The sequence below is a fragment of the Tenacibaculum sp. M341 genome (genome assembly GCF_004337695.1).
Lineage (GTDB): Bacteria > Bacteroidota > Bacteroidia > Flavobacteriales > Flavobacteriaceae > Polaribacter.
The window spans coordinates 242,928-265,625 of sequence record NZ_SJXJ01000005.1 but is presented as its reverse complement, the minus strand read 5'-3'; the positions used below and the strand labels follow the sequence as shown (position 1 = coordinate 265,625).

Sequence of the window (22,698 nt, the reverse complement as noted above, 5' to 3'; positions counted from 1 at the left end):
GCCTATATAGTTTCGTGTATCCAAAAAAGTCTATTTCCTGGTTAATATATAATTTGCAAAATACCCTTTATCATCTGTCAACTTTCCTGAAACTTCAAAATCTGTTTTTGAAATTATGTTCTCTATAATTTCATCGTTGTATTTTCTTGATATTTCAGTAAAAATTTTTTCTCCTGCTTCAAAAGCAAACGATTTATTTAATTTTTTAATCGTTACATTTTGTGCTACATCACTCTGTAAGTAACTTTTGGCTATACCCGTTTCTTCTGAATATTCTGGTGCGTGTGAGAAATTTTTTAAATCAAAATCAGCCTCTAATTCCTTATTAATTCTTTTTAATAAATTCAAATTAAAATCTGCAGTCACACCTTCTTTATCATTATACGCTGGTAACACAATTGATTCAGGTTTAATTAAATCTACTCCAAGCAACAATTTATCATTCGGTTTAAAGCTTTTCCCTAGTTTATAAATGAAATCAGCAGCAATTTCATCATTCATGTTTCCTATGTTTGACCCTAAAAAAAGTACTATTTTCTGATGTTCAGAATTTTTAATAGCATCTAACACTTCAAAATAATCTCCTTGCTGTTGTTTTACTGATACCTTCGGAAGCTCATTTTTTAACGTTTTTTCCAAATTATCTAAAGCATTTTTTGAAATATCCACAGGTAAATATCCAAATGAATAGTTTTCATCTATCAATACTTTTAATAATTCTTTCGTTTTTAATCCGTCTCCAGCTCCCAATTCAATTAACTCAAAGTAGTTTTCTTTGGATAATTTTAAAATATTTAAAAGCTCTGTTGATTTTGTTTGAAAAACCTCTAGCTCAGATCTTGTTAAATAATACTCTGGTAAATGCATTATTTTCACAAAAAGAGCATCTCCTTCTTTATTATAAAAGTATTTTGAGGGTAGTGATTTTTGTTGCTGACTTAATCCAAAGTCAACATCATCCATAAATTGTTCTATCATTATTTTTTTACTAAACGGATTCCTGTAAACTGCCATCTTTCACTAGCATGAAAGAAATTACGATATGTATTTCTACTATGATTTTTTGAGGTTGCCGTTGAAGCTCCACGCAACACCATTTTATTCATCATAAATTTACCATTGTATTCTCCAATAGCTCCTTTAGCTTTTTCAAATTTTGGATACGGAAGATAGGCACTATGTGTCCATTCCCATCGTTGCCCCCAAGAAAACGAATCTGATGCTATTTCCCACTCAAACTCTGTTGGCAATCTCATTTTTTTCCACTCAGCAAACGCAGCAGCTTCAAAAAAACTAATATGACCAACTATTGCTTTAGGGTTTACTTTTTTCAATCCCGACAACGTAAAATAACACCAATCTCCATTTACTTTGTGCCAATATAAAGGTGCTTCAATATTATTTTCTAAAATCCAATACCAGCCTTCATCTAACCACAAATTAAAATCTTTGTAACCTCCACTTTCAATAAACTCAATATATTCTGCATTAGTTACTAGAGCTGTACTAATTTCATAATCTTCAACATATACTTTATGTCTACCTAACTCATTATCGTAACAAAAATCATCTCCTTGATGCCCTATTTCATAAATTCCTGAAGCTACTTTTTCAAACTCTTGCTTGGTATCATTTTCTATATCTAAGAGATTAAAATCTTCTTTATACATAGGAAATGTAGGATTGTTACCTAGTGTATACTTTATGTCTGTCAACAATAATTCTTGATGCTGTTGTTCATGATTAATTCCTAGCACCACTAAATCTATTAACTCTTTTGAAGGATTTTTAGCTAACATTTTTTTTATATGATTATCTACATACGTTCGATATTCATATACTTTGTCTACTCCAGGACGAGTTATATTCCCTCTATTAGTTCTGATGATTCTGTCGCCTGCATTGTTATAATAACTATTAAATAAGTAAGCAAAATCTTTATCAAAAGGAACATAATTTTCTTGATATTTATCGAGAATAAACTGTTCAAAAAACCATGTAGTGTGTGCTAAATGCCATTTGGGTGGGCTTGCAAATTCGGAGGGTTGTACTACATAATCTTCAATTTCTAAAGGATCACATAAAGTAACAGTATAATTTCTAGTTAAAAGGTAAGATTCAAGTATATTCAAAATTCTGTTGATTAGGCTTTGTAACATTAACACAAACGTCTAATAAATGAAGGTTTTATGATAACATTTTTACTGATATACCTTTAAGACCTATTATCTAAAAAGTATAAAAACTGTCCTTTAAAAATATAAAAATTATCTCTTAATATTAAACTATCTACTTTAATATACTGTGATTATTTCTTTTTAAACAACCTATAAAAACCTAACTAGCTATATAACAGCACAGCTTGAACAAAAAAATTAATGTAATATGAAGAAAAATAGAGATAAGATCTTAAAGGAAACCTTGTTCTTTCATCCAATCATCTGAATAAATTTTATCCATGTATCGAATACCATGATCTGGAAGTATTAAAACGACAACACTGTTTTCATCAAACGTATTTTTAGCTGCATACTGAAATGTTGCTTGTACAACAGCTCCAGATGTATAACCACATAACATACCTTCTTGTTTTACCAATTCCCTAGAAGCTAAAGCAGCTTCTTTATCTGGTACTTTTTCGTAAACATCAATAACATCAAAATCAGTAGAAGTAGGAATTAAGTTTTTACCTAGTCCTTCTATTTTATATGGTGATATTTCTTTTGGATCGAACTTTTGTGTTTCGTGATACTTTTTTATGACAGAACCAATAGCATCTACTCCTAAGATTTTAATATCTGGGTTCTGCTCTTTCAAATACCTTCCTGTTCCAGAAATAGTTCCTCCTGTTCCACTAGCAGCTACTAAATGCGTAATTTTTCCTTCTGTTTGTTCCCAAATTTCAGGACCAGTAGTTTGGTAGTGTGCCTCAATATTTAATTCGTTAAAATATTGATTAATGTAGATTGATTTTGGAGTTTCTTTATGAATTCTTTTTGCTACTTCGTAATAAGATCTTGGATCATCTGGAGTAACGTTTGCAGGGCAAACATGTACCTCTGCTCCCATTGTTTTTAAAATATCAATCTTATTTTTAGATGATTTATCACTAACCGCTAAAATACATTTATACCCTTTAACCAAACTAATCATAGCTAAACTAAAACCAGTATTACCTGAAGTAGTTTCTACTATAGTATCGCCCGGTTGTAGTATTCCTTTTTCTTCAGCTTTGGTAATAATTTGTAAAGCTATTCTATCTTTAGCTGATTGCCCAGGATTGAAAGACTCTAATTTTGCAAAATAGTTACCCTTTAGATGTTTAGTAATATTATGTAATTTAACCACTGGGGTTTCTCCTACTAAATCTAATATCGAATTAACTATCGCTTTATTTCTATTCATCTCTTATAACAAAGAAAAAGTGTTATTGTAAAAAACAATTACTTCATATATTGAGTTTTACAATAACACTTACATTCACTCAATCGAGCGCAAAAATATAATTATTTTTCTAACTTCTCTTCTAAAGCTAATAAGAATGTGTATTCTCTTGCTGTTTCTTTTAAAGAATCGAATCTTCCAGATGCTCCTCCATGCCCTGCTTCCATGTTTGTATGCATAAACAATAAATTATCATCTGTTTTTAATTCTCTCAACTTAGCTACCCATTTTGCTGGTTCCCAATATTGTACTTGACTATCGTGTAAACCAGTAGTTACTAACATATTTGGATACGCTTTAGCACTTACTTGATCGTATGGAGAATATGACTTCATATAGTCATAATATTCTTTATCGTTAGGATTTCCCCACTCATCATACTCACCAGTTGTTAAAGGAATTGTATCATCTACCATCGTAGAAATAACATCTACAAAAGGTACCGCTGCAATTACTCCATTATACAATTCAGGATTCATATTGATAACAGCTCCCATTAATAAACCTCCAGCAGATCCTCCCATTGCATATAAATGCTCTGGAGAAGTATACCCTTCAGCTATTAAATATTTAGAACAATCTACAAAATCATTAAATGTATTCTTCTTGTTCAACATTTTTCCATCTTCATACCAGTCTCTACCTAAATATTGGCTTCCTCTAATATGAGCTAATGCAAAAATAAATCCTCTGTCTAATAAACTTAAACGTGTCGTTGAAAATCCATCTGAAATAGTATATCCGTACGAACCGTAAGCATACTGTAAAACAGGCGTATTCTTATCTATTTTTGTATCTTTTCTATGTACAATTGATAAAGCTACCTTTTTACCATCACGAGCAGTAACCCATAAACGCTTACTTACATAATTACTCTTATCAAACTTCCCTCCTAGTACCTCTTGTTCTTTTTTAATTTCTTTAGATTGATCTTTCATATTAAAATCAATCACAGAACTTGGCGTAGTCATCGAGTTATATGAATAACGAATAACATCTGTATCAAATTCAGGATTTGAATATACTCCTGCTGAATATGTTTCTTCATCAAAAGGTAAGTAATAGTCCTCAGAACCATCCCAACGCTTAATTCTAATTTTAAATAATCCGTTATTACGCTCTTCTAATACTAAGTAATCTTTGAAAATAGAAAAATCTTCAAATAAAGTATCTTCTCTATGTGGAATAACATCTACCCAATTTTCTTTGGTAGTTTTATCCTCAGGAGTTTTCATTAACTTAAAGTTAGTAGCTCCGTCTTTATTCGTTTTTACGTAGAAATGATCTTTGTAGTGCGCAATATCGTACTCTAAATCTCTTTCTCTTTCCTGAATTACTCTAAACTCTCCGTTTGGATTATCAGCTTCTAAAACCTGGTATTCTGAAGATACAGTACTATAAGAACCAATTACCAAATATTTTTTAGATTTAGATTTAGTTACAAACGTTCCGAATGTTTCGTCTTTTTCTTCAAAAACTAATACATCTTCACTAGCGTCTGTACCTAAAACATGTTTGTAAATTTGAGAACTTCTTAACGTAACAGGATCTTTTTTTGTGTAGAACAATGTTTTGTTATCATTAGCCCAAACGCTTCCTCCAGTAGTATTCTCTATATTATCTGAATAGATTTCTCCTGTTTCTAAGTTTTTGATTTTGATAAAATATTGTCTACGACTTACAGTATCGGTTGCGAAAGCGATCAATTTATTATCAGGAGAAACATTTAAACCTCCTAATTGAAAATAATCGAAACCTTTAGCTTCGTCATTTACATTAAATAAAATGATTTCTTCACTATCTAAACTACCTTTCTTTCTAGAATAAATAGGATATTGTTGCCCCTTTTCATATCTAGTTATGTAGTAATATCCGTTCTGTTTGTAAGGTACAGATTCATCATCTTCTTTAATTCTTCCTTTCATTTCCTCAAATAATGATTCTTGAAAGTCATTTGTGTACCCCATTTTATCTTCAAAATAAGCATTCTCTGCATTTAAGTAATCGTATACTTTTTGAGTTTGCTCATCTTTCTTTTCCGCATTTTTTTGTTCGTCTGTCAAACGCATCCAAAAATAATCGTCAATGCGGACATCTCCATGTTTTTCTAATTTATATGGTTGCTTATCAGCTACCGGCGGCGGTGTGTTTTTCTCCATCTTTTCGGTTTTGCAGGAAACAAAAATAACACTTAATATGAGACCTGTGATAAGTTTTTTTTTCATTTTAATTAATTTTAGTTCCTTGCAAAATAGTAATTTTGTTACAAATAATTTAAAAAACAAAGATATGTTTGGTGATTTATCGGGAATGATGGATAAGCTTAAACAAGCGCAACAAAAAGTAGAAGAAACTAAGAAACGTTTAAACACTGTTTTAATAGATGAAGATGGTGCTGACGGCAAACTAAAAGTTACTGTAACTGCTAACAGAGAAGTTAAAGCTGTATCTATAGACGAATCTTTATTAAATGATGCTGAAGAATTAGAAGACTATTTAATTCTAACCTTAAATAAGGCTTTAAAAAGAGCTAGTGAAATTAACGAACAAGAGATGGCTGAGGCTGCTAAAAATGGCTTGCCTAACATTCCTGGAATGGACTTATTTAAATAAAATATAGCATGAGAAATCCTGAAGATTACATGTTACCCTGCCCAAATAAAAAGTTTTTTGGGATAGATTGTCCTGGATGTGGTTTACAACGTTCGGTGGTAATGGTGTCTAAAGGAGAGTTTAATAATGCTTTTCACATGTTTCCGGCTGTATACACAACAATACTTTTAGTGATTGCTGTTTTTTTTCATTTTATTTTGAAGAAGAAAGTTACTACTAAAATTATTTTAGTGTTGGCTGTTATTAATGTAATTATCATTATAATTGCTTACATTTTAAAAATGAATCCTATTTTATCTAACTTAAAATCATAAATTTATGTTTGAATTTGAACAAAAACAATTGCCTAACGCAACGGCTGTTTTAGTATTGGGTATTTTATCTATTGTAACTTGCTGTTGTTATGGAGTTCTAGGTATTATACTAGGTGTAGTTGCATTAGTACTTTATAGCAAAGATGCTAAATTATATAAAGAAAGCCCTAGCTCATACACAAACTATTCTAACTTAAATACAGGTAGAATTTTAGCTATTATTGGTATTGTATTAAGCGTTCTGTTTTTAATATACGTAATAGGTTTAATTGCTTATTTTGGCTTTGAAACACTTCAAAATCCTGAATTATTACAGGAAAAATTAAACGAATTACAATAGTTTTTTCAATAATATATTTAAGTCGAATCTTAGTTAGATTCGACTTTTTTATTGCTCAAAATCAACCTATTTAATTTAAAGCCAATCTTAACATTATAAAGTGTAAATTTGCTCAAATTTTAACAAAAAAGTAATAATGAAAAGATTCTTAATTTTATCTCTAGTAGTATGTGCGTTTTTATCTTGTTCTGATGAAAAAGAAGAACCAATCACTATCACAATTGATCCTATCATTGGAACATGGAAATTAGAAAAATTTGTAGAAGTGGATACTGATGGTACAGAAGTTGAAGCTACTGGTGACTGTTTTTCTAAAACTACATTTATTTTTAAAGCTGATGGTAATGCTACTGATGAATGGTTTGGTGGACCTAATGGTGCTGGAGAGTGTATTTCTGATCCTGTTTTTAGTTACAAATGGACTAAAAAAGAAGACAATGTTTATGAACTTTTACCAGAAAATCAAACATCTACAAGAACTTTAAACGTTACATTTGGAGAAAACAATACTACGTTTAGTACTGATGAAGGAAGAAGAGTTTGGAGAAAGCAATAAATGATTTAAATATCTAAAAATAACAAGATAGCAAACGAATATTCTATTGCTAATTACACTAATTTCGTCACTTTTTACAAAAGTTATTAATTTATAAATACGACAATAAGAGGGTACTAAATGAACGAGAAAAACAAAAAGAAGAGATCATAAATATTTAAGAACGTTCATTATTCGACTTCTCCTCAAAATACTTTAGAGCACTTCTGTAATCTTGAAGCATCTTTAAAATATCTTTTGTAGGAATTTCTGAAACAAATTCTCCATGATATTCTAAAACTGAAGTTTCTTTCTCTATAAGCAGTTCAAAAACTTCTAACCCCCAACTATAGCCCGTTTTATCTTCATGCATTGCAAGCTTACAGGTATCCAGACCATCTTGGATTTCTGAAGAAGTCATTTGATAGATTTCTGAAAACATTAAATTGAAATCAGCATTATTAGCTGTTATGTAAGGTTTAATTTCAAACATAGTTTATCTCTTTTTTGGAAAATAGGAGCCAACATCTTTAATTTGTTTATATTTAAAAGAACTTACCCCTTGAATAATCTATAATTCTTGTTTCATCGGTTTTTAAATTTATTTAAACGCTATCTAATAGTTCTTTTAATTCTTTCTTTGATTTCAAACCATTAGTCAATATATGAGATTCAAATTCTTTTCTATATAATATTACAGGATACATTTCAATATCTATATCTAAAGCAACAAATCCTTTCACTTCATTACTGTTTTGGAAAGATTTTAGACCAAAATTTAAGTTTGGGGATTCCTCCGAAATTTCTACAATTTCATAAAATGTTTTAATAGTAATACTTGACAATTCATCAAATAAAACAAGTATCCATTTACCTTCTAAAAACTTAGAATGACTATCGAACTGAATATGATTCACTATAAATAGATTTTCAGGAAAATCCTTAATACTTAGTGTAAAAGTATTCTCTGTACTTGTTGCATCATTATGTATTCTTAATTTGAATTTTGGTTTTAATTCTACTATTTTCCTAAATGTATTTTCTTCTGGTAAACGATATCTATATTTAACACTTTCTTCTGAGGAAGCCCAAATTTCTACCCCGCACATTCTTAATGCTGTAAATATTTTATAATCTAAATCATCATCAATTGTTTCTGACAACATTTTCAGCAGTTCAGGAATCATATTTTCTCCAAATACTAATGTATTATAATTATCAAATTCAAAAAAATGTTCATCGCTTATAGTAACAAATTCTTTAATATATTTAATAGGAGTGATTTTACTTGGATCTATGATACATTTAGGTTTTACCACCTTAGCACTTCCAGAACATAGTGTACAGTTGCCTTGTTCATTTAATTCTTCTATAGTATTACACAAATAACATTTTGGTATATCTACTTTTTCAAGTTCTATATTAAAGTTTCTAAATAATACTTCTAACTCTGTAATATCATATTCTCTAGAAGGTAAAAATTTAACTTTTTTATCTTTTTTAAATAAGACAACAGGAGCAACTTTAACTTCCTTTATAACACTACTAAACTCAATTATTTTAGTGGTATTTGAATATGGTTTAAAAGCAAAATTAAGGTTTGGGTAATTATCAATTGTTTCTGATAATTCCTCTAAAAACTTTATTTCAATCTCAGAATATTCATTAAATAATATAAAAACCCAATTTCCTTTAGAAAACATCTCATTTTCTTCTGTTTCTATTTGAGTAATAGAAAATATATTTTTTAAGGTGCCTTTCTTTACAAACAAGAAGAAATCTTCTTTTTTAGAATTATACTCTGAACTTATTTTAACTTTTTTCAATATCGTAATTTATAATATTATCTTTAATTGTTTCATTAGACAAACCCTAACGATTTTTCCCCTATCAACTACATCTTTTGAAGATCGAACTATTCTTGATATATCATGTTTTTCTATTTTATCATCATTTGAAATATCAAAATCATCAATGTTTTTTCTACTTAAAATAGTGTATGTTTCTTCTATATATTTATTCCAAAAACTTAAATCGAAATGAAAGAAATAAAAAAAACAAGTCCAATTAAAATTATTTTTCTTATTATCTTTTAACTGTTTTTTGGTATTCTATTTATTATTAAATATCCTTTTTTGTCTATGCAACTTTTCACATTAACTGTTTCAAGAAATTGTATCAAATTATTCTGTATCTGATCTTTTTTAAAGTGAAATTTAAAATTTTCTTTATCATAGTCGTATTCATAAAGTACATCAGCAAGTGTAAATCTTGTTTCATCTTCTTTTATAAAATTAATTTCAAGAAAATTGAAAACATCATTAAAATTAACATATTTTCTTTTCTCAATACCAACTGTTATACTCTTTAAAGTAGGACGCTTATAATTGTCTTTCAAAAGTTTAGTTGGTACTTCCAAATTATGCACTCTCTTGAATTTTTCACTTTTTTTATTCACCATGATTGGACTATTGCCACCTACTGTTGAGTATCTATCATCATAATCTATGTCTTTAAACTTTTTTAATTTAGTAAAAACATAAATGTTATCTTCATCTTCATATGTTTTGTAGATAAATTTTTCTTTATCTATTTCATCATTTAATAAAATTTGTAATTCTTTGTTTGTCATAATCCACCTTTACATACTATTCTTTAACTGATCTGTATCTAATATAAAACGTATATCTATTGCTGAAGTACACTTAATTTTTTTCTAAACTTCTAAAAGTAATCGATCTTCAATAAATTTATATAAATCGTAATTATAGTATTTTACTATCTCTTTTAATTATTCTTCATTCAAAAACCTCTGTGTAATCTAAAATTTTTCAGTCATTCTATCTATCTTCCGTTCCGCTAGTTTCCATAACTAGTGTCGGTATGAGTAAGAAAACACAACTCATAATGCTAAAATATAGAAATCATTGTAAACTTGAAGAAAACAATAAACGACTCTAATATCTAAAAATAACAAGCGAATTTAATTGATTTTAAATTCGCTTTTTTTGTTAATAAAAACAATATAGTAAACGAATTTTCTATTGCTAATTACACTAATTTCGTCACCTTTTACAAAAGTTATTAATTTATAAATACGACAATAAGAGGGTACTAAATGAACGAGAAAAATTGGTTAGTCTATTATAAAAACAGCTTGTACGATAGTGAAAATCTGGCTATTGACATTGCTAAAATCAAAAATCTATATCATCAAAATAATACTGATTTAACAAATGCTATTATTAGTAAAGATCATGCTAATGAATTGTTAGATGCTGAAGAACGAAGAATTAATAGACTTCTTGGAATTTCTAAAAAAGATACTGCTAAATGGAGAGAAGTTGAAGAAACTAAAATACTAATATCTCCTTTCCATTTAAAATATCAAACCGATAATCCTAAATTTAAAGATCGTACTATTTATCCTTTTTGGCTTACTGCAACTGTCAATAGATCTGGACATTTATCCGCTCCAAAAGAACTATTCCCTTTAATTGTTAGAAATTATCTGACACCTGTTGCCGATACTAAAAATGATTTTATCTTTTCGTCTATTGACACTATTATAGATGCTCAAGAAATTGAACCTCCACAGCCTGATCTTGAAGATGAACCTGTGCCTTGGGATGAATACTGGGATTATATCAATGAAATTTTCAATAGTATTACCTATAAAAATATACCTAGTTACAAAGTAGACAAGTACAAAACAGAACATAAACTGACTTATTTTGCTGTAAGTTCTAAAATATCTACCGCTAAGAGTATTTTATTTTTATATGAAAACTTACTTCAAAACGAGGAAGAGTTACCTGTTTTATCTAAAATAATTTCACCTGTTGTTACCGAAAAAATTGATGCGATTACTGATCGTGATTTTCTAAATTACAATCACTTTCATTTGGGGCAAATGTCCAATCAATTTCCTTTATCGGTAAGTCAGCGTAAATCGTTATTATCTTATTTAAATTCAGAAGAAAATTCAGTTACAGCTGTTAACGGGCCTCCTGGTACTGGTAAAACAACATTATTACAAAGTTTGGTTGCCACTGAAGTAGTAAAAGCTGCAATTATAGGAGAAGAGCCTCCTATTGTTTTAGCTTGTTCAAACAACAATCAAGCAGTAACCAATATTATTGACAGTTTTATCAACTCTCAAAGCTCTATGGGAGAACTTGCTGAGCGTTGGATTCCTAATTTTAAAGGATATGCTACCTATTTACCATCAAACTCAAAGAGTGAGAAATACTTAGGAAGTATCAACTTTTTAAAAGGGAATTTATTTGGTCATAAAGGTACTTTATGCGATTTAGAAAATGAAGATTATGTATACGATGCTGAATACTATTTTTTAACTCAATACTGTAATTACTTTAATGTTGAGAGTAATTCTTTAGAAGAAGCTTGCAACCATTTACAGGATGAAATTATCGCTATTGAGGATCTATTAATTGATAGTGTAGAGTTTTCTAGCAACTACATTAACGCTATTACTTACATCAACAATGTTCTTTTAAATACTGATGATCAAATTGAAATTGGCGATTTAAATATTGCTAAATTAACTGAATGGCGAAACATTGTTACTGATTTAAAAAACATATCAAAAAAGCCTGAATTTTCTGAAAAAGCAAAGCAGTTTTTTAAATCCAATTCATCAACTGAAGTTAGTGATACTTATGTTTTCAAAGTAGAAGAAACCATTCTAACGAACAATCAGAAATTAGCGGGACTGGTAAAAGAAATTCTTTCCAATTTAAACATAGCTTTACAAGCAAATTTAAAGCTCAAAAATTGGAGAATGCAAAATAACATTACTGGTTTTCCTATTATATCTGAAGATGAAATTTGGGAAGCAGAACTTTCTAAAGCCAGTTCAGAAGGAAATCCTCACCGTTATTTTTATGACGAACTGGATTTAACTTTACGTCATAGAGCTTTTTTACTAGCTACGCATTATTGGGAAGCACGTTGGCTGATTGAAACCATAGACATGCTTGAGAACGATACAGAGAAAGGTACTGGAGAATATCCTGTAAAATTAAAATGGAAACGAAGAGCCATGCTGACTCCTTGTTTTGTAGCAACATTTTATATGGCTCCTAGTCACTTTTTATACAGTCAGTTTTTAGGAGAAAACGAATATGGTAAACCTGTTTTTGATTATTTACCGTTATATAACTTTTTAGATTTATTAATTATTGATGAAGCTGGACAGGTAACGCCTGAAGTAAGTATTCCTGTATTTTCTCTAGCTAAAAAAGCATGTGTAGTAGGCGATTTAAAACAAATTGAACCTATTTGGTCTATTCCTCCAAAAATAGACAAAGGAAACTTAGTTAGTTTAAATATTTTAAACAGCGAAAATGATAATACTGAGTTGGAAAAAATGGGATTTTTAGCCTCTAGCGGTACCATTATGAAAATGGCTCAAAACGCTTGTGAATATGAAACACCTATTGCCGATACTAAAGAACAAGGATTGATTTTATTGGAACACAGACGTTGTAATGATGAAATTATTGATTTCTGTAATGAATTGGCTTATGGAGGAATTTTAAAACCGATGAAAGGAAAAGCCAAAGAAGATCAGGCTTTCCCTTCTATGATGGCATATCATATTGATGGTTTTAGCGAACGAAAATATAACAGTCGTCAAAACTTAAAAGAAGTAAATGCTATCATTACTTGGCTTCAACAAAACAAAGAAAAAATTCAGAAAGCTTATAATGTTGAAAAAATTGAAAGTGTTTTAGGAATTATTACACCATTTGCTAGTCAGAAAGGAGAACTTTCAAAAGCTTTGATTGACGCTGGTTATAAAGTAAATGATATTAAACTAGGAACAGTACACGCTTTACAAGGTGCTGAACGTAGTATTATTTTATTTAGTTCTGTTTATACTAATGCTGATGAAGGTACTTTGTTTTTTGAAAAAGACAACAAGCCTAACATGCTAAATGTTGCTGTATCTAGAGCTAAAGATAGCTTTATTCTGTTTGGTGATACTCGTATTTTTGACGAAACTAAAAATACACCTTCTGGTATTTTAAAGAAACATTTAAACGTGCATGAAATGACCACGTAAATAGTAAAAAAAGAAAAGAGGTTTTTTATAAAAAACCTCTTTTCTTTTTTCTGAATTAGTCAGCTTATATTAATACCATTCCACAAGCATCCCAGCAAGTATCTGTACACTGATTAAATGTATCTCTACCTTCAGGAGTACTCTCATCATAATCTTCAAAACATCCTTTATGGCATGTTCTGTAACAATTTTGTCCTGTAATTTGTTTTGATTGTTTTTTACTTAGTTGGTAAGCTTTGAATTTTGCTAAACTAGATTTCATAATTTTAAATTTATAAGGTTAATTCTTACAATTTAACTAAAAATCAGCAATAAACAATCTTTACACACTCATAAACAACTATTTACAAGTTCTACTAGTACTTTACAAACTAATTTCTACTCTCTATAAAAGTACACATTCTTTGCACCCTCTTCCTATATCTAAACAAAAGTAATCACCTATATAGCCATTACCTAAAAAGAAGCAATCTGTAATATTATTACAAGGTACAATACCTCTTACTCCTCCGTTAATTTGTTTTTGTTTGCTTTTAGAAATAATGGTTCCTAGCTTTGAAATGTTTTTTTTCATCTTTTTTAAATTTAAAGGTTAATTACTTAAAGTTAAGAAAAATGAAATTAGATACGCATAAAAAAAGCGACTCTATTTAAAGAATCGCTTTAATTTTATATAACAATATTGTTAGTTTTCATTAAAAGTTGTAACAATATTATTTTTTACAGTAAAAACTATCATTGTTTGTTTTTAAATCAGACAATACTAATTGATAGCTATTATCTACTCTATGGTTTAATTCAAAAGTTGCTAATGGGGTTCCTTTACAAAAAATAGTATCGTTTCTATAGCTCCATTTATCATTATTCAATACTATAACATCATCGTAATATTCACCTCCGCAATACTTCCAAAAAGTAGTTTCTCCATTTGATTTTATTTCTTTTTTACAGCTTAAGAAATACAATACTGTAAAAAACAAGACTCTAAATTTCAAAACTTCTCTTTTTACTTCTTAAACTCAGAAATCGTCTTTTTAATAATAGAAATACAGTCTCTTAACTGCTCTTCATTCATTACTAAAGGTGGAGCGAAACGAATGATATTTCCGTGGGTTGGCTTTGCCAACAAACCATTATCACGTAATTTCATACAAATATTCCAAGCAGTATCACTTTCTTCTGTATCGTTAATTACAATTGCATTTAACAATCCTTTTCCTCTAACTAAAGTTACTAAATCATTCTCTTTAGCAAACTCAGATAATTCAGATCTAAAAATTTCTCCTAATTTGTAAGCATTCTCTGCTAACTTTTCATCTCTTACTACTTCTAAAGCAGCAATAGCTACTGCAGCAGCTACAGGATTCCCTCCAAAAGTAGAACCATGGTTTCCTGGCTTTATCACATTCATGATAGGATCATTTGCTAAAACTGCAGATACAGGATAAGCTCCTCCACTTAATGCTTTACCTAAAATTAAAATATCTGGCTTAACATCTGGAGTTTTTGAACAGTTTTTATCTTCACAAGAACAGTTACCACAAGTAGCTAATAACCTACCAGTACGCGCAATACCTGTTTGTACCTCATCTGCAATAAATAACACATTGTACTTTTCACACAATGCTTTTGCCGCTGCTAAATAACCTTCAGAAGGAACATATACTCCTGCTTCACCTTGAATAGGCTCAGCCATAAAACCTGCTACATTCTTATTATTCTCTAAAGCCTCTTCTAAAGCTTTTAAATTATCGTATTCAATTTTAATAAATCCATTTGTAAATGGTCCAAAGTTTTTACGAGCTACTGGATCATTTGAAAATGAAATAATAGTTGTTGTTCTTCCGTGGAAATTATTTTTACAAACAATGATTTGAGCTTCATTTTCTTCAATTCCCTTCACCTCATAAGCCCATTTTCTACAAATTTTCAATGCAGTTTCAACAGCTTCAGCACCAGTATTCATTGGTAATAATTTATCAAAACCAAAGTACTCAGTAGCAAACTTTTCATATTGCCCTAACATATCGTTATAAAAAGCACGAGATGTTAACGTTAATTTTTTAGTTTGATTTACCATTGCATCTACAATTTTTGGATGACAATGCCCTTGGTTTACTGCAGAATATGCCGAAAGAAAATCATAATACTTTTTTCCTTCTACATCCCATACATACACACCTTCTCCTTTACTTAAAACTACTGGAAGCGGATGGTAATTATGTGCTCCGTACTTGTTTTCTAAATCAATTGCTTGTTGTGAAGTTAGTTGTTCTAAAACAGCCATTTTCTAATATTTTTAATTTATAAAATAACCATTCCTTATCTACCTTTATCCTTTCGAAGAATCGAAAATTCAGCGTGGGAAAGAAATCATCCCTAAGAGATGTGCAAAATAATAAATATTAAGTATCTTTAAAAGGCAATTTAACTTAAAAATTATTGCATTAACTATCTCCTATTAAGTGACTTTTATCTTATTAAAAGGTCTAAAAAAGTATATTAACAAAAAATCAACTTTAAAAAATGGAAAACATCTTAAAAACCTTCAATGAGATCACTGGATCTTTTGGAGCACCTATCAGCGCTTTACTTATTATTATTCTTGGATGGTTTATTGCTGGTTTGATTAGAAAATTAATTCGTAAAGTTTTCTTTAAATCACAAATAGATCAAAAACTAAATAACGACAAAGTAAATATCGGCGCATTAATTAGTAAACTCGTATACTATTTGGTAATGATCTTTGTGTTTATGCTTGCTTTAGAAAAATTAGGCATGACAAGTGTTTTAGAGCCTGTAAAAGATCTTTTAAAAGGTTTTACAAACTTTATTCCTAACATTATTGGAGCTTCTTTAGTTGGGTATATTGGTTACATGCTAGCTACTATTGTATCTGAACTTGTTGAGCTTTCTGGTGAAACCATTAAAAAATTCACTCCTAAATTACGCTTACCTGAAAATATTAACTTAGTAGACATTTTAAAAAAGATTGTGTTTATCTTCATTTTTATTCCTCTATTAATTGTTGCTTTAAATATTTTAAATTTTGAGGCTATTTCTGAGCCTGCTAGCAATATGTTACAAAGCTTTTTTGAAGCTATTCCTAAAATATTAGTCGCTACCATTATTATGATTGTTTTTGTGATAGGTGGTCGCTTTTTAAGCGAATTAATTCGTGATTTATTAGATAGTTTAAACGTAAATCAGGTAATGGAAAAAGCAGGATTAACTTCGTTAACAGGAAATACGAATGTTGAAAAACTAATTTCAAACATTGTATATGCTTTTATTGTGTTATTTGGTCTAATGACTGCCGTTGATAAACTTGAGTTTACACGTCTTTCTGAAATAATGAATACCATTGTTGAATTGGGTGGTAATATTTTATTCGGACTATTAATTTTAGCTGTTGGTAATTGGATTGCCAATATTGCTTCTAAAAACTTTTTACAATCTGATAACAATCCTTTTATTGGAAACATTATTAAAGTAGCCATTTTAGCTATCTTTTTAGCCATTGGTTTACGTAGAATGGGAATTGCTGATGATATTATCAATTTAGCTTTTGGTATTACTCTTGGTGCCGTTGCTTTAACCATTGTTTTATCTTTTGGTTTAGGCGGTCGTGAAGCTGCTGGCAAACAAATGGAAAAAATCTTAGACAAGTTTAATAAGAAATAGTTTTTATATTCATAACTTAAACACATAATAAACAAATATTTAAAACCCCAATACATGAATTTAATTAAAAAAACATTTAGCGTACTTTTGATTTCATTTTTAACCTTTTTTCAAAGTTGTTCTGAATGTGATAATGAAAACCCTACTGCTAAGATTACCAATTTAGGTACAAGCGAAGTTAGTGTACAAATAAAAACTTCTGGAGGAAACACCGAAAATATTAACAACATAGATTCAGGTAATTCGTCATCAGCGACCAGTTATGCACCTGGAGAAATCACTTATACTATAGTGGTAAAAGATGGCACTGAACTAGAACAAAAAGTTACTGTGGATTTTTGTGAAGATTACACTATTATTGTAAATCCTGATAACACAATTACAACAACGTCTGTACCTAGAGATTAAGTTTAAATAGAAAATTTTAAAAGACACCTTATTGAGGTGTCTTTTTTATTTTACGAAACATTGATTTTTAGAATTTGTTACTTTTGAAGAAAACACCTTTTGCTATGATAGATACAATAGTTACTAAAAATAAAGAAAAGCAGGGTGCAAAAATTGCGCTGTTTTACGGACTCCTTTTTAGTTTTTTTTCTATGATTCCTTTAACTTTTATTTTTCTAATTTTATTATTTAGCGTTGATTTAGTAGGACTTGTAGGAATTGGTGTTCTTTCTTTTTTTCTTTTTACAATACTAACCCCTGTTTTAACAACAGTTTTTCCAATTGCTTTATGGTATTTAGGTAAAAGAAATGTTCGAAGTTTACTAAAAGGTAAAACCATTATAAGAATATCTACTGAATTTTCTTTTGGTACTAACTTAATCGTATGGTTATCTATATTTATATTTTTAGTGGTATCTGGAAATACATTTTTTCTATTAGGATTAATTTACGTGATCCCTATTTTATTTATAGTTTTATCTACCTTAACTACATTTACTATTGGACTTTTTATAGTAAAAAAGACAAAAAAGAAAATGAAATCTCTATATGATTTCCCTAAAATTTAACTCTTAATAATTAAATTCAACAACACACATTTAAAACAAGAAGCACATATATTTTAGCTGTTTTTACGGGCAAATAATTTTTGTAAAGTAAAAGAGTACTCTAAACATAAGTTTTTCTAATTTTGCAACCGAATAAATTTCAAAGAAATGCCACGTAGAGAACGAAACAAATTTGTAAAAAGAGGAGAAATTATTGAAATTCTAATTGAAGATTATGCCTTTGGAGGTAAAGGAATTGGTAGAATTAGAAATGAACATGGTGAGTTTGTTGTTTTTGTTCCGAATACATTACCTGGTCAGTTGGTAAAAGCAAGAGTTGCTAAATCGCAAAAAAAATACGCTGAATGTAAACTTATTGATGTTTTACAATCTTCTGAAGATGAAGTTGTTGTTCCATATCAAGAAATACCTGGAGCTCCATACATAAAGCTACCTATTGAAAAACAACATGAATACAAATACCAAAGTACCATGTCTCTTTTTCAACGAATAGGTAAAGTAGAAGACATAGAAGATAAATTTGATGAGTTTGTAACCTCTCCTAATGTATTTCATTACAGAAACAAAATGGAATATAGTTTTTCTGCTATTGGATATAGCAAAGAAAAAAATTCAGATGTAGATGAATTCACTTTTGGTTTTAAAAGACGTGGTGTTTGGTGGATGGGTGAAAACCTTGATAAGGATAGTGGATTATTTGACGCCGAATTAGAAGATAGATTAATTGATATTCGTGAGTATTGTGAAAAAACTGGACTTCCACCTTGGCATGGACCAAAAAAAGTTGGTTTTTTCAGGTATTTAGTAATCCGTAAGTCATATAAAACCAATGAACTGTTATTCAACTTGGTTACTACTTCCGATAATTTAGACACCTTTAGTTTGAATGATTTTGCAAACTTTTTAGTCTCTTTATTTGGTGATCGTGTTGCTGGTTTGTTACACACCATCAACGACGAAACTGGTGATAGAACCATAGCCACAACTGGTAGTATTGATTTGGTTTATGGTAAAGACAAAATTGTAGAAGAGTTATTAGGTTTAAACTTTGAAATTAGTATGAAAAGCTTTTTTCAAACCAACCCAAAATCCGCAGAAAAATTATACAGCAAGGTTATAGAATATGCTTTAGAAAATAAAGATGCTATTGATAATACTGTAGTAATGGATTTATTCTGTGGTACCGGAACTATTGGACAAATTTTAGCTTCTAAAAGCTCAAACACTAAAATTGTTGGAGTAGATATTGTTGAATCTGCAATTGTAGATGCTCGAAAAAATGCTAAAAGAAACAATATTGAAGGGGTAGAATTTTATGCTGCTGATGTTGGAAAATTTTTAACTGAACACCCTCAATACAAAGGTAAAATAAGAACACTAATTTTAGATCCTGCGCGTGCTGGTATTGCTCCTAAAACACTAAAGAAAATTATCCATTTGAATGCTGAAAGAATGGTATATGTTTCTTGTAATCCAGCTACACAAGCTAGAGATACAGAACAATTAAAAGAAGCTGGCTATGCTATTAAAAAAATTAGTTTAGTTGATCAGTTTCCTCATACATCTCATATTGAGACTGTAGTTCTTTTTGAGAAAAACTAATAATTTTAGCTTACAGCGCGGAATATTTTATTAACTGATTTAATTCAAACAAGCGTATTTCTTTAACTATGATGTTGAGAAATACGCTTGTTTTTTGAAAATAAAAAGTAATTTTTTTTCATAATTTATGTTTTTGGATTAGCTCAATATTATTGATAAGCAACACACTAAAACATACCTACCCATAGGTGTTTTTATTACCTATAAAAAACAGGCTACCTTTAAAGATAGCCTGTTTAACAACAAAAATTAATTCTACAATTTAAAACACTATTTTTTTGTTAATTCTATTTCAAAAGTTGCCACTACTTCTGGAACTCCTCCAACTTGTTCTATAATTTCTTCAGTATAAACTAACCTGTCTCCAATTTTATTCAATGTAAAAATGAGCTCATCGTTATTCCAAAAAAAGCTAACAGAATCAGCATCTTCAGTAATTTTACCTTCCGCTCTAATAATTTCATTTACTTCTTCAGGGTCTTCTGTATTTAAAATTACTTTTTCAATTCCCTTCCAATTACTACCATAGATCGTTAAGTTAAATGTCGATTTACGAATGATCCTTCCTTCACTAGTATTAATGGAAGTACCTACATAATTCCTATTAGGATTTGAAATAACATTTGTTACTATAGTATATTGAACATTATGTCCAGGAATAGTAAACGTTAGCTCAGGAAACAAATCACCATTATCTGTTATTTTTATTGATATGGTTCCTTCTGTTAATGTTATGGATCCATTAGGTGCTAAACTTTCATTAGATGTTAATGTATATATATTTCCGTTGAAAAAAACGACCGCAATTACATTATCTTCTTCTAATTTTAAAGTATAACTACCAGTAGATCCAACCAATACTCCAGAAAATTCACCTGCTATATACTCCATATTACCTCCTTCTCCTTCATCCCCTTCTGTATCTGTACATCCAAACAATACAAATACACTAAATAGCACTAATAAAATTCTATTTAAGCTCTTTATTTTAGTTTTAAAAAAATTGTAATCCATAATTTAACTTATTTAATTCTTGCCTGAAATTCACCAATCACATCAGAATATGAACGTAACACCCTATCCCATTCTTTATACAACTCATCACTTTTTACACTTGTTAATGGTAAACCTGAAGATTCACTTATCAATTTTACTTTAAACACTAATGGTTCTGATGATGATTCTTTTACTATAATTCTAGTTCTTACAGTATTTTGGCTAAATGATTTTAACGACCAAGCTGTTCTTAAATATCCGGTTTCTTTGTCTGTCATTTCAATTACATCTATGTAAGTCAATACAATCTGATTAATCAACTTCCATGCTTTATCTTTTGTCAACTTTTCACATTTAAGCTCTATATCAACATTTGCAATATCAGTTTGCACAGAGGCATCATAAGAATCATCTCGTTTCATTTCTACATAATGTGATTTTGGTGGTTTTGTCATATCTTTTTTATTACAAAACTCAATGCGCTCTGTTAGGTAAGCTATTTTTTTTACTACCACAGTTACACAATCTCCCTTAGGTACAGTTACCAAAGTGCTTCCCTTACCTACCATTTTTCCGTTGATAAAAATTTCGGCATCACTTTCAGAAACCCCTAATTCTACTTTTTTCTTTCCTAAAAGAATATCTAAACTAGCATTAGAAGTAGTACTGTAAACTGTAAACATGCTTAGTAACATTGTTAAAAAAAGTATCGTTTTTTTCATTTTAAAAGTTTTTATATTTCTCTTTGGTAAAGAAATAAATTCAACACACGTCAATGCATCACTACTATTAGGTATATTTTAACCTTTAAATATTAGCAATAATTAGTACTTTTGAAGCCTATTCTTATATATACCAAAGAATGAAAAAAAGTTTTATAGCATTTTTAGTCCTACTTTCTATTGGACAAAGTAGTTGCGAAAAAGATGATTTTTGCACACTTAACCCTGTTACACCTAATTTGGTTTTACGTTTTTATGATAATGACGATAAAGATGAATTGAAAAATGTTACAAGACTTTCTGTGATCTTAAGAAATGAGAATGATACCTTAATTAATGTTACTTCAACAGATAGTATTGCCATACCATTAAATACCAATGCTATGGAAACGGTATACACTCTAATTAAAAATGAATCTGAAGATGGTAATGAAGCTGCTAATGAAGAAGCTACATTAACCATTACTTATGAACCAGAAGATGACTATGTATCTAGATCTTGCGGATTTAGAGTTATTTTTAACAATGTAAATTTTACAAGTTCTGGTTGGATTGATGAGTTATCTACAGAAGAATTAGAATCTATTAAAACACAAGAAAATGCGCACGTTAACATTTTTCATTAAGCTGAGTATATTCTTGAGTTTTTTCAACTCTTACTCTCAAGGAATCATTTCAAAAAAGAAAGAAACTAAAAAAGACACAATTGTATATAAAACTGGATATGGAATTCGTGTAGGACTTGATATTAGCAAACCTGCACTTGGTTTTATTGATAAAAGTTACACCGGCTTTGAATTGGTTGGAGATTATAGAATCTCAAGACGCTGGTATCTTGCAGGAGAAATAGGAAGAGAAGAAGAAATTACTTTTGAAGATTTTACTACTTCAACAGCTAAAGGTAATTATATTAGACTCGGTGCTAACTACAACACTTACAACAATTGGTTAGATATGAATAACGAAATATATGTAGGTGGAAGATACGGTTTAGCCATTTTTGAACATACATTAAACAGTTATACACCTAATGTTACAACTGGTGATACAAATACTGACATTCAATTTCCTAGAGATCCAATTACAACTCCAATTTCTCAAAGTGGTTTAAATGCACATTGGGTAGAATTTCAATTAGGAATAAAAGCAGAGACTTTTAAAAATTTATTCATTGGTTTTCATGGTGCTTTCAAAATTGCACTGAGTATTGATGACCAAGAAGGGTTTCAAACCCTATATGCTCCTGGATTTAATACTGTAAATACCAGCAGTACTGGATTTGGTTTTAATTATACCATTTCATATTTAATTCCGTTTACAAAAAAATAATACTTTTTTAGT

Annotated in this window: 24 protein-coding genes; 11 read left to right on the top strand and 13 right to left on the bottom strand. The window is 29.5% G+C overall.

Annotated features, from left to right (window positions below; translation table 11 throughout):
- Positions 1–30: 30 nt before the first annotated feature.
- From EYW44_RS07785 to EYW44_RS07770, 4 genes are all read right to left on the bottom strand, one after another.
- The gene (locus EYW44_RS07785; RefSeq protein ID WP_132723101.1) at positions 31–978 is read right to left on the bottom strand and encodes an L-histidine N(alpha)-methyltransferase; all 948 of its coding nucleotides are present in this window, start codon (positions 976–978) and stop codon (positions 31–33) included.
- Positions 978–2,132, bottom strand: a complete 1,155-nt coding sequence (gene egtB, locus EYW44_RS07780; RefSeq protein WP_243643623.1) for an ergothioneine biosynthesis protein EgtB — start codon at positions 2,130–2,132, stop codon at positions 978–980. The genes EYW44_RS07785 and egtB overlap by 1 nt, the downstream gene beginning before the upstream one ends.
- A 277-nt stretch (positions 2,133–2,409) precedes the next feature.
- Positions 2,410–3,405 carry a PLP-dependent cysteine synthase family protein gene (locus tag EYW44_RS07775; protein WP_132723099.1) on the bottom strand — a complete coding sequence of 332 codons (996 nt, stop codon included), beginning with the start codon at positions 3,403–3,405 and terminating at the stop codon, positions 2,410–2,412.
- Between the two features lie 101 nt (positions 3,406–3,506).
- On the bottom strand, positions 3,507–5,603 hold the full coding sequence (locus EYW44_RS07770) for a S9 family peptidase (protein ID WP_132723119.1): 2,097 nt from the start codon (positions 5,601–5,603) through the stop codon (positions 3,507–3,509).
- 130 nt (positions 5,604–5,733) lie between these two features.
- Between EYW44_RS07770 and EYW44_RS07765 the strand changes: the two genes are divergently transcribed.
- The 4 genes from EYW44_RS07765 to EYW44_RS07750 all read left to right on the top strand — a co-directional run bounded on the left by EYW44_RS07765 (position 5,734) and on the right by EYW44_RS07750 (position 7,267).
- Positions 5,734–6,057, top strand: a complete 324-nt coding sequence (locus tag EYW44_RS07765; RefSeq protein WP_132723098.1) for a YbaB/EbfC family nucleoid-associated protein — start codon at positions 5,734–5,736, stop codon at positions 6,055–6,057.
- Between the two features lie 8 nt (positions 6,058–6,065).
- Complete coding sequence (locus EYW44_RS07760; protein ID WP_243643622.1) at positions 6,066–6,371, top strand: DUF2752 domain-containing protein; 306 nt, start codon at positions 6,066–6,068, stop codon at positions 6,369–6,371.
- Positions 6,372–6,375: 4 nt separating this feature from the next.
- Positions 6,376–6,711: a CCC motif membrane protein gene (locus EYW44_RS07755; RefSeq protein ID WP_132723097.1), complete on the top strand. Its 336-nt coding sequence runs from the start codon at positions 6,376–6,378 to the stop codon at positions 6,709–6,711.
- A 136-nt stretch (positions 6,712–6,847) separates the two neighbouring features.
- Entirely contained in the window at positions 6,848–7,267 is a 420-nt protein-coding gene (locus tag EYW44_RS07750) for a lipocalin family protein (protein ID WP_132723096.1), read from the top strand.
- 157 nt (positions 7,268–7,424) lie between these two features.
- Here the strand turns inward: EYW44_RS07750 and EYW44_RS07745 are convergent, their stop codons facing one another.
- The 3 genes from EYW44_RS07745 to EYW44_RS07735 form a co-directional block, all read right to left on the bottom strand.
- On the bottom strand, positions 7,425–7,739 hold the full coding sequence (locus tag EYW44_RS07745) for a hypothetical protein (protein ID WP_132723095.1): 315 nt from the start codon (positions 7,737–7,739) through the stop codon (positions 7,425–7,427).
- Between the two features lie 112 nt (positions 7,740–7,851).
- Positions 7,852–9,072: a hypothetical protein gene (locus EYW44_RS07740; RefSeq protein WP_132723094.1), complete on the bottom strand. Its 1,221-nt coding sequence runs from the start codon at positions 9,070–9,072 to the stop codon at positions 7,852–7,854.
- A 266-nt stretch (positions 9,073–9,338) separates the two neighbouring features.
- A complete protein-coding gene (locus tag EYW44_RS07735; RefSeq protein ID WP_132723093.1) occupies positions 9,339–9,878 on the bottom strand; it encodes a hypothetical protein in 540 nt (179 codons plus the stop codon).
- Between the two features lie 486 nt (positions 9,879–10,364).
- On the opposite strand from EYW44_RS07735, the gene EYW44_RS07730 reads away from it, so the two are divergent.
- Positions 10,365–13,337, top strand: coding sequence for an AAA domain-containing protein (locus tag EYW44_RS07730; protein ID WP_132723092.1), 2,973 nt, complete (start codon positions 10,365–10,367; stop codon positions 13,335–13,337).
- Between the two features lie 64 nt (positions 13,338–13,401).
- Here the strand turns inward: EYW44_RS07730 and EYW44_RS07725 are convergent, their stop codons facing one another.
- The 4 genes from EYW44_RS07725 to rocD all read right to left on the bottom strand — a co-directional run bounded on the left by EYW44_RS07725 (position 13,402) and on the right by rocD (position 15,624).
- Entirely contained in the window at positions 13,402–13,599 is a 198-nt protein-coding gene (locus EYW44_RS07725; protein WP_132723091.1) for a hypothetical protein, read from the bottom strand.
- A 123-nt stretch (positions 13,600–13,722) separates the two neighbouring features.
- On the bottom strand, positions 13,723–13,911 hold the full coding sequence (locus EYW44_RS07720) for a hypothetical protein (protein ID WP_132723090.1): 189 nt from the start codon (positions 13,909–13,911) through the stop codon (positions 13,723–13,725).
- A gap of 139 nt (positions 13,912–14,050) precedes the next feature.
- Positions 14,051–14,332, bottom strand: a complete 282-nt coding sequence (locus EYW44_RS07715; protein WP_132723089.1) for a hypothetical protein — start codon at positions 14,330–14,332, stop codon at positions 14,051–14,053.
- Positions 14,333–14,343: 11 nt separating this feature from the next.
- Positions 14,344–15,624: an ornithine--oxo-acid transaminase gene (rocD, locus tag EYW44_RS07710; protein WP_132723088.1), complete on the bottom strand. Its 1,281-nt coding sequence runs from the start codon at positions 15,622–15,624 to the stop codon at positions 14,344–14,346.
- Positions 15,625–15,863: 239 nt separating this feature from the next.
- On the opposite strand from rocD, the gene EYW44_RS07705 reads away from it, so the two are divergent.
- The 4 genes from EYW44_RS07705 to rlmD all read left to right on the top strand — a co-directional run bounded on the left by EYW44_RS07705 (position 15,864) and on the right by rlmD (position 19,639).
- The gene (locus tag EYW44_RS07705; protein ID WP_132723087.1) at positions 15,864–17,021 is read left to right on the top strand and encodes a mechanosensitive ion channel; all 1,158 of its coding nucleotides are present in this window, start codon (positions 15,864–15,866) and stop codon (positions 17,019–17,021) included.
- 54 nt (positions 17,022–17,075) lie between these two features.
- Complete coding sequence (locus EYW44_RS07700) at positions 17,076–17,429, top strand: hypothetical protein (RefSeq protein ID WP_132723086.1); 354 nt, start codon at positions 17,076–17,078, stop codon at positions 17,427–17,429.
- A gap of 104 nt (positions 17,430–17,533) precedes the next feature.
- Positions 17,534–18,037, top strand: a complete 504-nt coding sequence (locus EYW44_RS07695) for a hypothetical protein (protein WP_132723085.1) — start codon at positions 17,534–17,536, stop codon at positions 18,035–18,037.
- Positions 18,038–18,184: 147 nt separating this feature from the next.
- Positions 18,185–19,639 carry a 23S rRNA (uracil(1939)-C(5))-methyltransferase RlmD gene (gene rlmD / locus EYW44_RS07690; protein ID WP_132723084.1) on the top strand — a complete coding sequence of 485 codons (1,455 nt, stop codon included), beginning with the start codon at positions 18,185–18,187 and terminating at the stop codon, positions 19,637–19,639.
- Between the two features lie 270 nt (positions 19,640–19,909).
- Here rlmD and EYW44_RS07685 read toward each other — a convergent pair whose 3' ends face one another.
- Together EYW44_RS07685 and EYW44_RS07680 are read right to left on the bottom strand one after the other, a co-directional pair.
- The gene (locus EYW44_RS07685) at positions 19,910–20,653 is read right to left on the bottom strand and encodes a hypothetical protein (protein WP_132723083.1); all 744 of its coding nucleotides are present in this window, start codon (positions 20,651–20,653) and stop codon (positions 19,910–19,912) included.
- A gap of 8 nt (positions 20,654–20,661) precedes the next feature.
- Positions 20,662–21,357, bottom strand: coding sequence for a hypothetical protein (locus tag EYW44_RS07680; protein WP_132723082.1), 696 nt, complete (start codon positions 21,355–21,357; stop codon positions 20,662–20,664).
- A 140-nt stretch (positions 21,358–21,497) separates the two neighbouring features.
- Here EYW44_RS07680 and EYW44_RS07675 point away from each other — a divergent pair, with 140 nt between their 5' ends.
- On the top strand, positions 21,498–21,983 hold the full coding sequence (locus EYW44_RS07675) for a DUF6452 family protein (protein WP_132723081.1): 486 nt from the start codon (positions 21,498–21,500) through the stop codon (positions 21,981–21,983).
- Positions 21,958–22,686 (top strand): DUF6048 family protein, encoded by a 729-nt coding sequence (locus EYW44_RS07670; RefSeq protein WP_207893759.1) that lies wholly within the window; start codon positions 21,958–21,960, stop codon positions 22,684–22,686. The genes EYW44_RS07675 and EYW44_RS07670 overlap by 26 nt, the downstream gene beginning before the upstream one ends.
- Positions 22,687–22,698 lie beyond the last annotated feature (12 nt).

Bases quoted from the DNA above. Each gene is read 5' to 3' on its own strand.
- EYW44_RS07765 (WP_132723098.1), top strand. From the start codon at position 5,734: ATGTTTGGTGATTTATCGGGAATGATGGATAAGCTTAAACAAGCGCAA.
- EYW44_RS07680 (WP_132723082.1), bottom strand. From the start codon at position 21,357: ATGAAAAAAACGATACTTTTTTTAACAATGTTACTAAGCATGTTTACA.
- EYW44_RS07755 (WP_132723097.1), top strand. From the start codon at position 6,376: ATGTTTGAATTTGAACAAAAACAATTGCCTAACGCAACGGCTGTTTTA.
- EYW44_RS07685 (WP_132723083.1), bottom strand. From the start codon at position 20,653: ATGGATTACAATTTTTTTAAAACTAAAATAAAGAGCTTAAATAGAATT.
- EYW44_RS07730 (WP_132723092.1), top strand. From the start codon at position 10,365: ATGAACGAGAAAAATTGGTTAGTCTATTATAAAAACAGCTTGTACGAT.
- EYW44_RS07745 (WP_132723095.1), bottom strand. From the start codon at position 7,739: ATGTTTGAAATTAAACCTTACATAACAGCTAATAATGCTGATTTCAAT.
- EYW44_RS07735 (WP_132723093.1), bottom strand. From the start codon at position 9,878: ATGACAAACAAAGAATTACAAATTTTATTAAATGATGAAATAGATAAA.
- EYW44_RS07720 (WP_132723090.1), bottom strand. From the start codon at position 13,911: ATGAAAAAAAACATTTCAAAGCTAGGAACCATTATTTCTAAAAGCAAA.
- EYW44_RS07695 (WP_132723085.1), top strand. From the start codon at position 17,534: ATGATAGATACAATAGTTACTAAAAATAAAGAAAAGCAGGGTGCAAAA.
- EYW44_RS07750 (WP_132723096.1), top strand. From the start codon at position 6,848: ATGAAAAGATTCTTAATTTTATCTCTAGTAGTATGTGCGTTTTTATCT.
- EYW44_RS07670 (WP_207893759.1), top strand. From the start codon at position 21,958: ATGCGCACGTTAACATTTTTCATTAAGCTGAGTATATTCTTGAGTTTT.
- rlmD (WP_132723084.1), top strand. From the start codon at position 18,185: ATGCCACGTAGAGAACGAAACAAATTTGTAAAAAGAGGAGAAATTATT.
- EYW44_RS07675 (WP_132723081.1), top strand. From the start codon at position 21,498: ATGAAAAAAAGTTTTATAGCATTTTTAGTCCTACTTTCTATTGGACAA.
- EYW44_RS07770 (WP_132723119.1), bottom strand. From the start codon at position 5,603: ATGGAGAAAAACACACCGCCGCCGGTAGCTGATAAGCAACCATATAAA.
- EYW44_RS07725 (WP_132723091.1), bottom strand. From the start codon at position 13,599: ATGAAATCTAGTTTAGCAAAATTCAAAGCTTACCAACTAAGTAAAAAA.
- EYW44_RS07775 (WP_132723099.1), bottom strand. From the start codon at position 3,405: ATGAATAGAAATAAAGCGATAGTTAATTCGATATTAGATTTAGTAGGA.
- EYW44_RS07760 (WP_243643622.1), top strand. From the start codon at position 6,066: ATGAGAAATCCTGAAGATTACATGTTACCCTGCCCAAATAAAAAGTTT.
- rocD (WP_132723088.1), bottom strand. From the start codon at position 15,624: ATGGCTGTTTTAGAACAACTAACTTCACAACAAGCAATTGATTTAGAA.
- EYW44_RS07705 (WP_132723087.1), top strand. From the start codon at position 15,864: ATGGAAAACATCTTAAAAACCTTCAATGAGATCACTGGATCTTTTGGA.
- EYW44_RS07700 (WP_132723086.1), top strand. From the start codon at position 17,076: ATGAATTTAATTAAAAAAACATTTAGCGTACTTTTGATTTCATTTTTA.
- EYW44_RS07785 (WP_132723101.1), bottom strand. From the start codon at position 978: ATGATAGAACAATTTATGGATGATGTTGACTTTGGATTAAGTCAGCAA.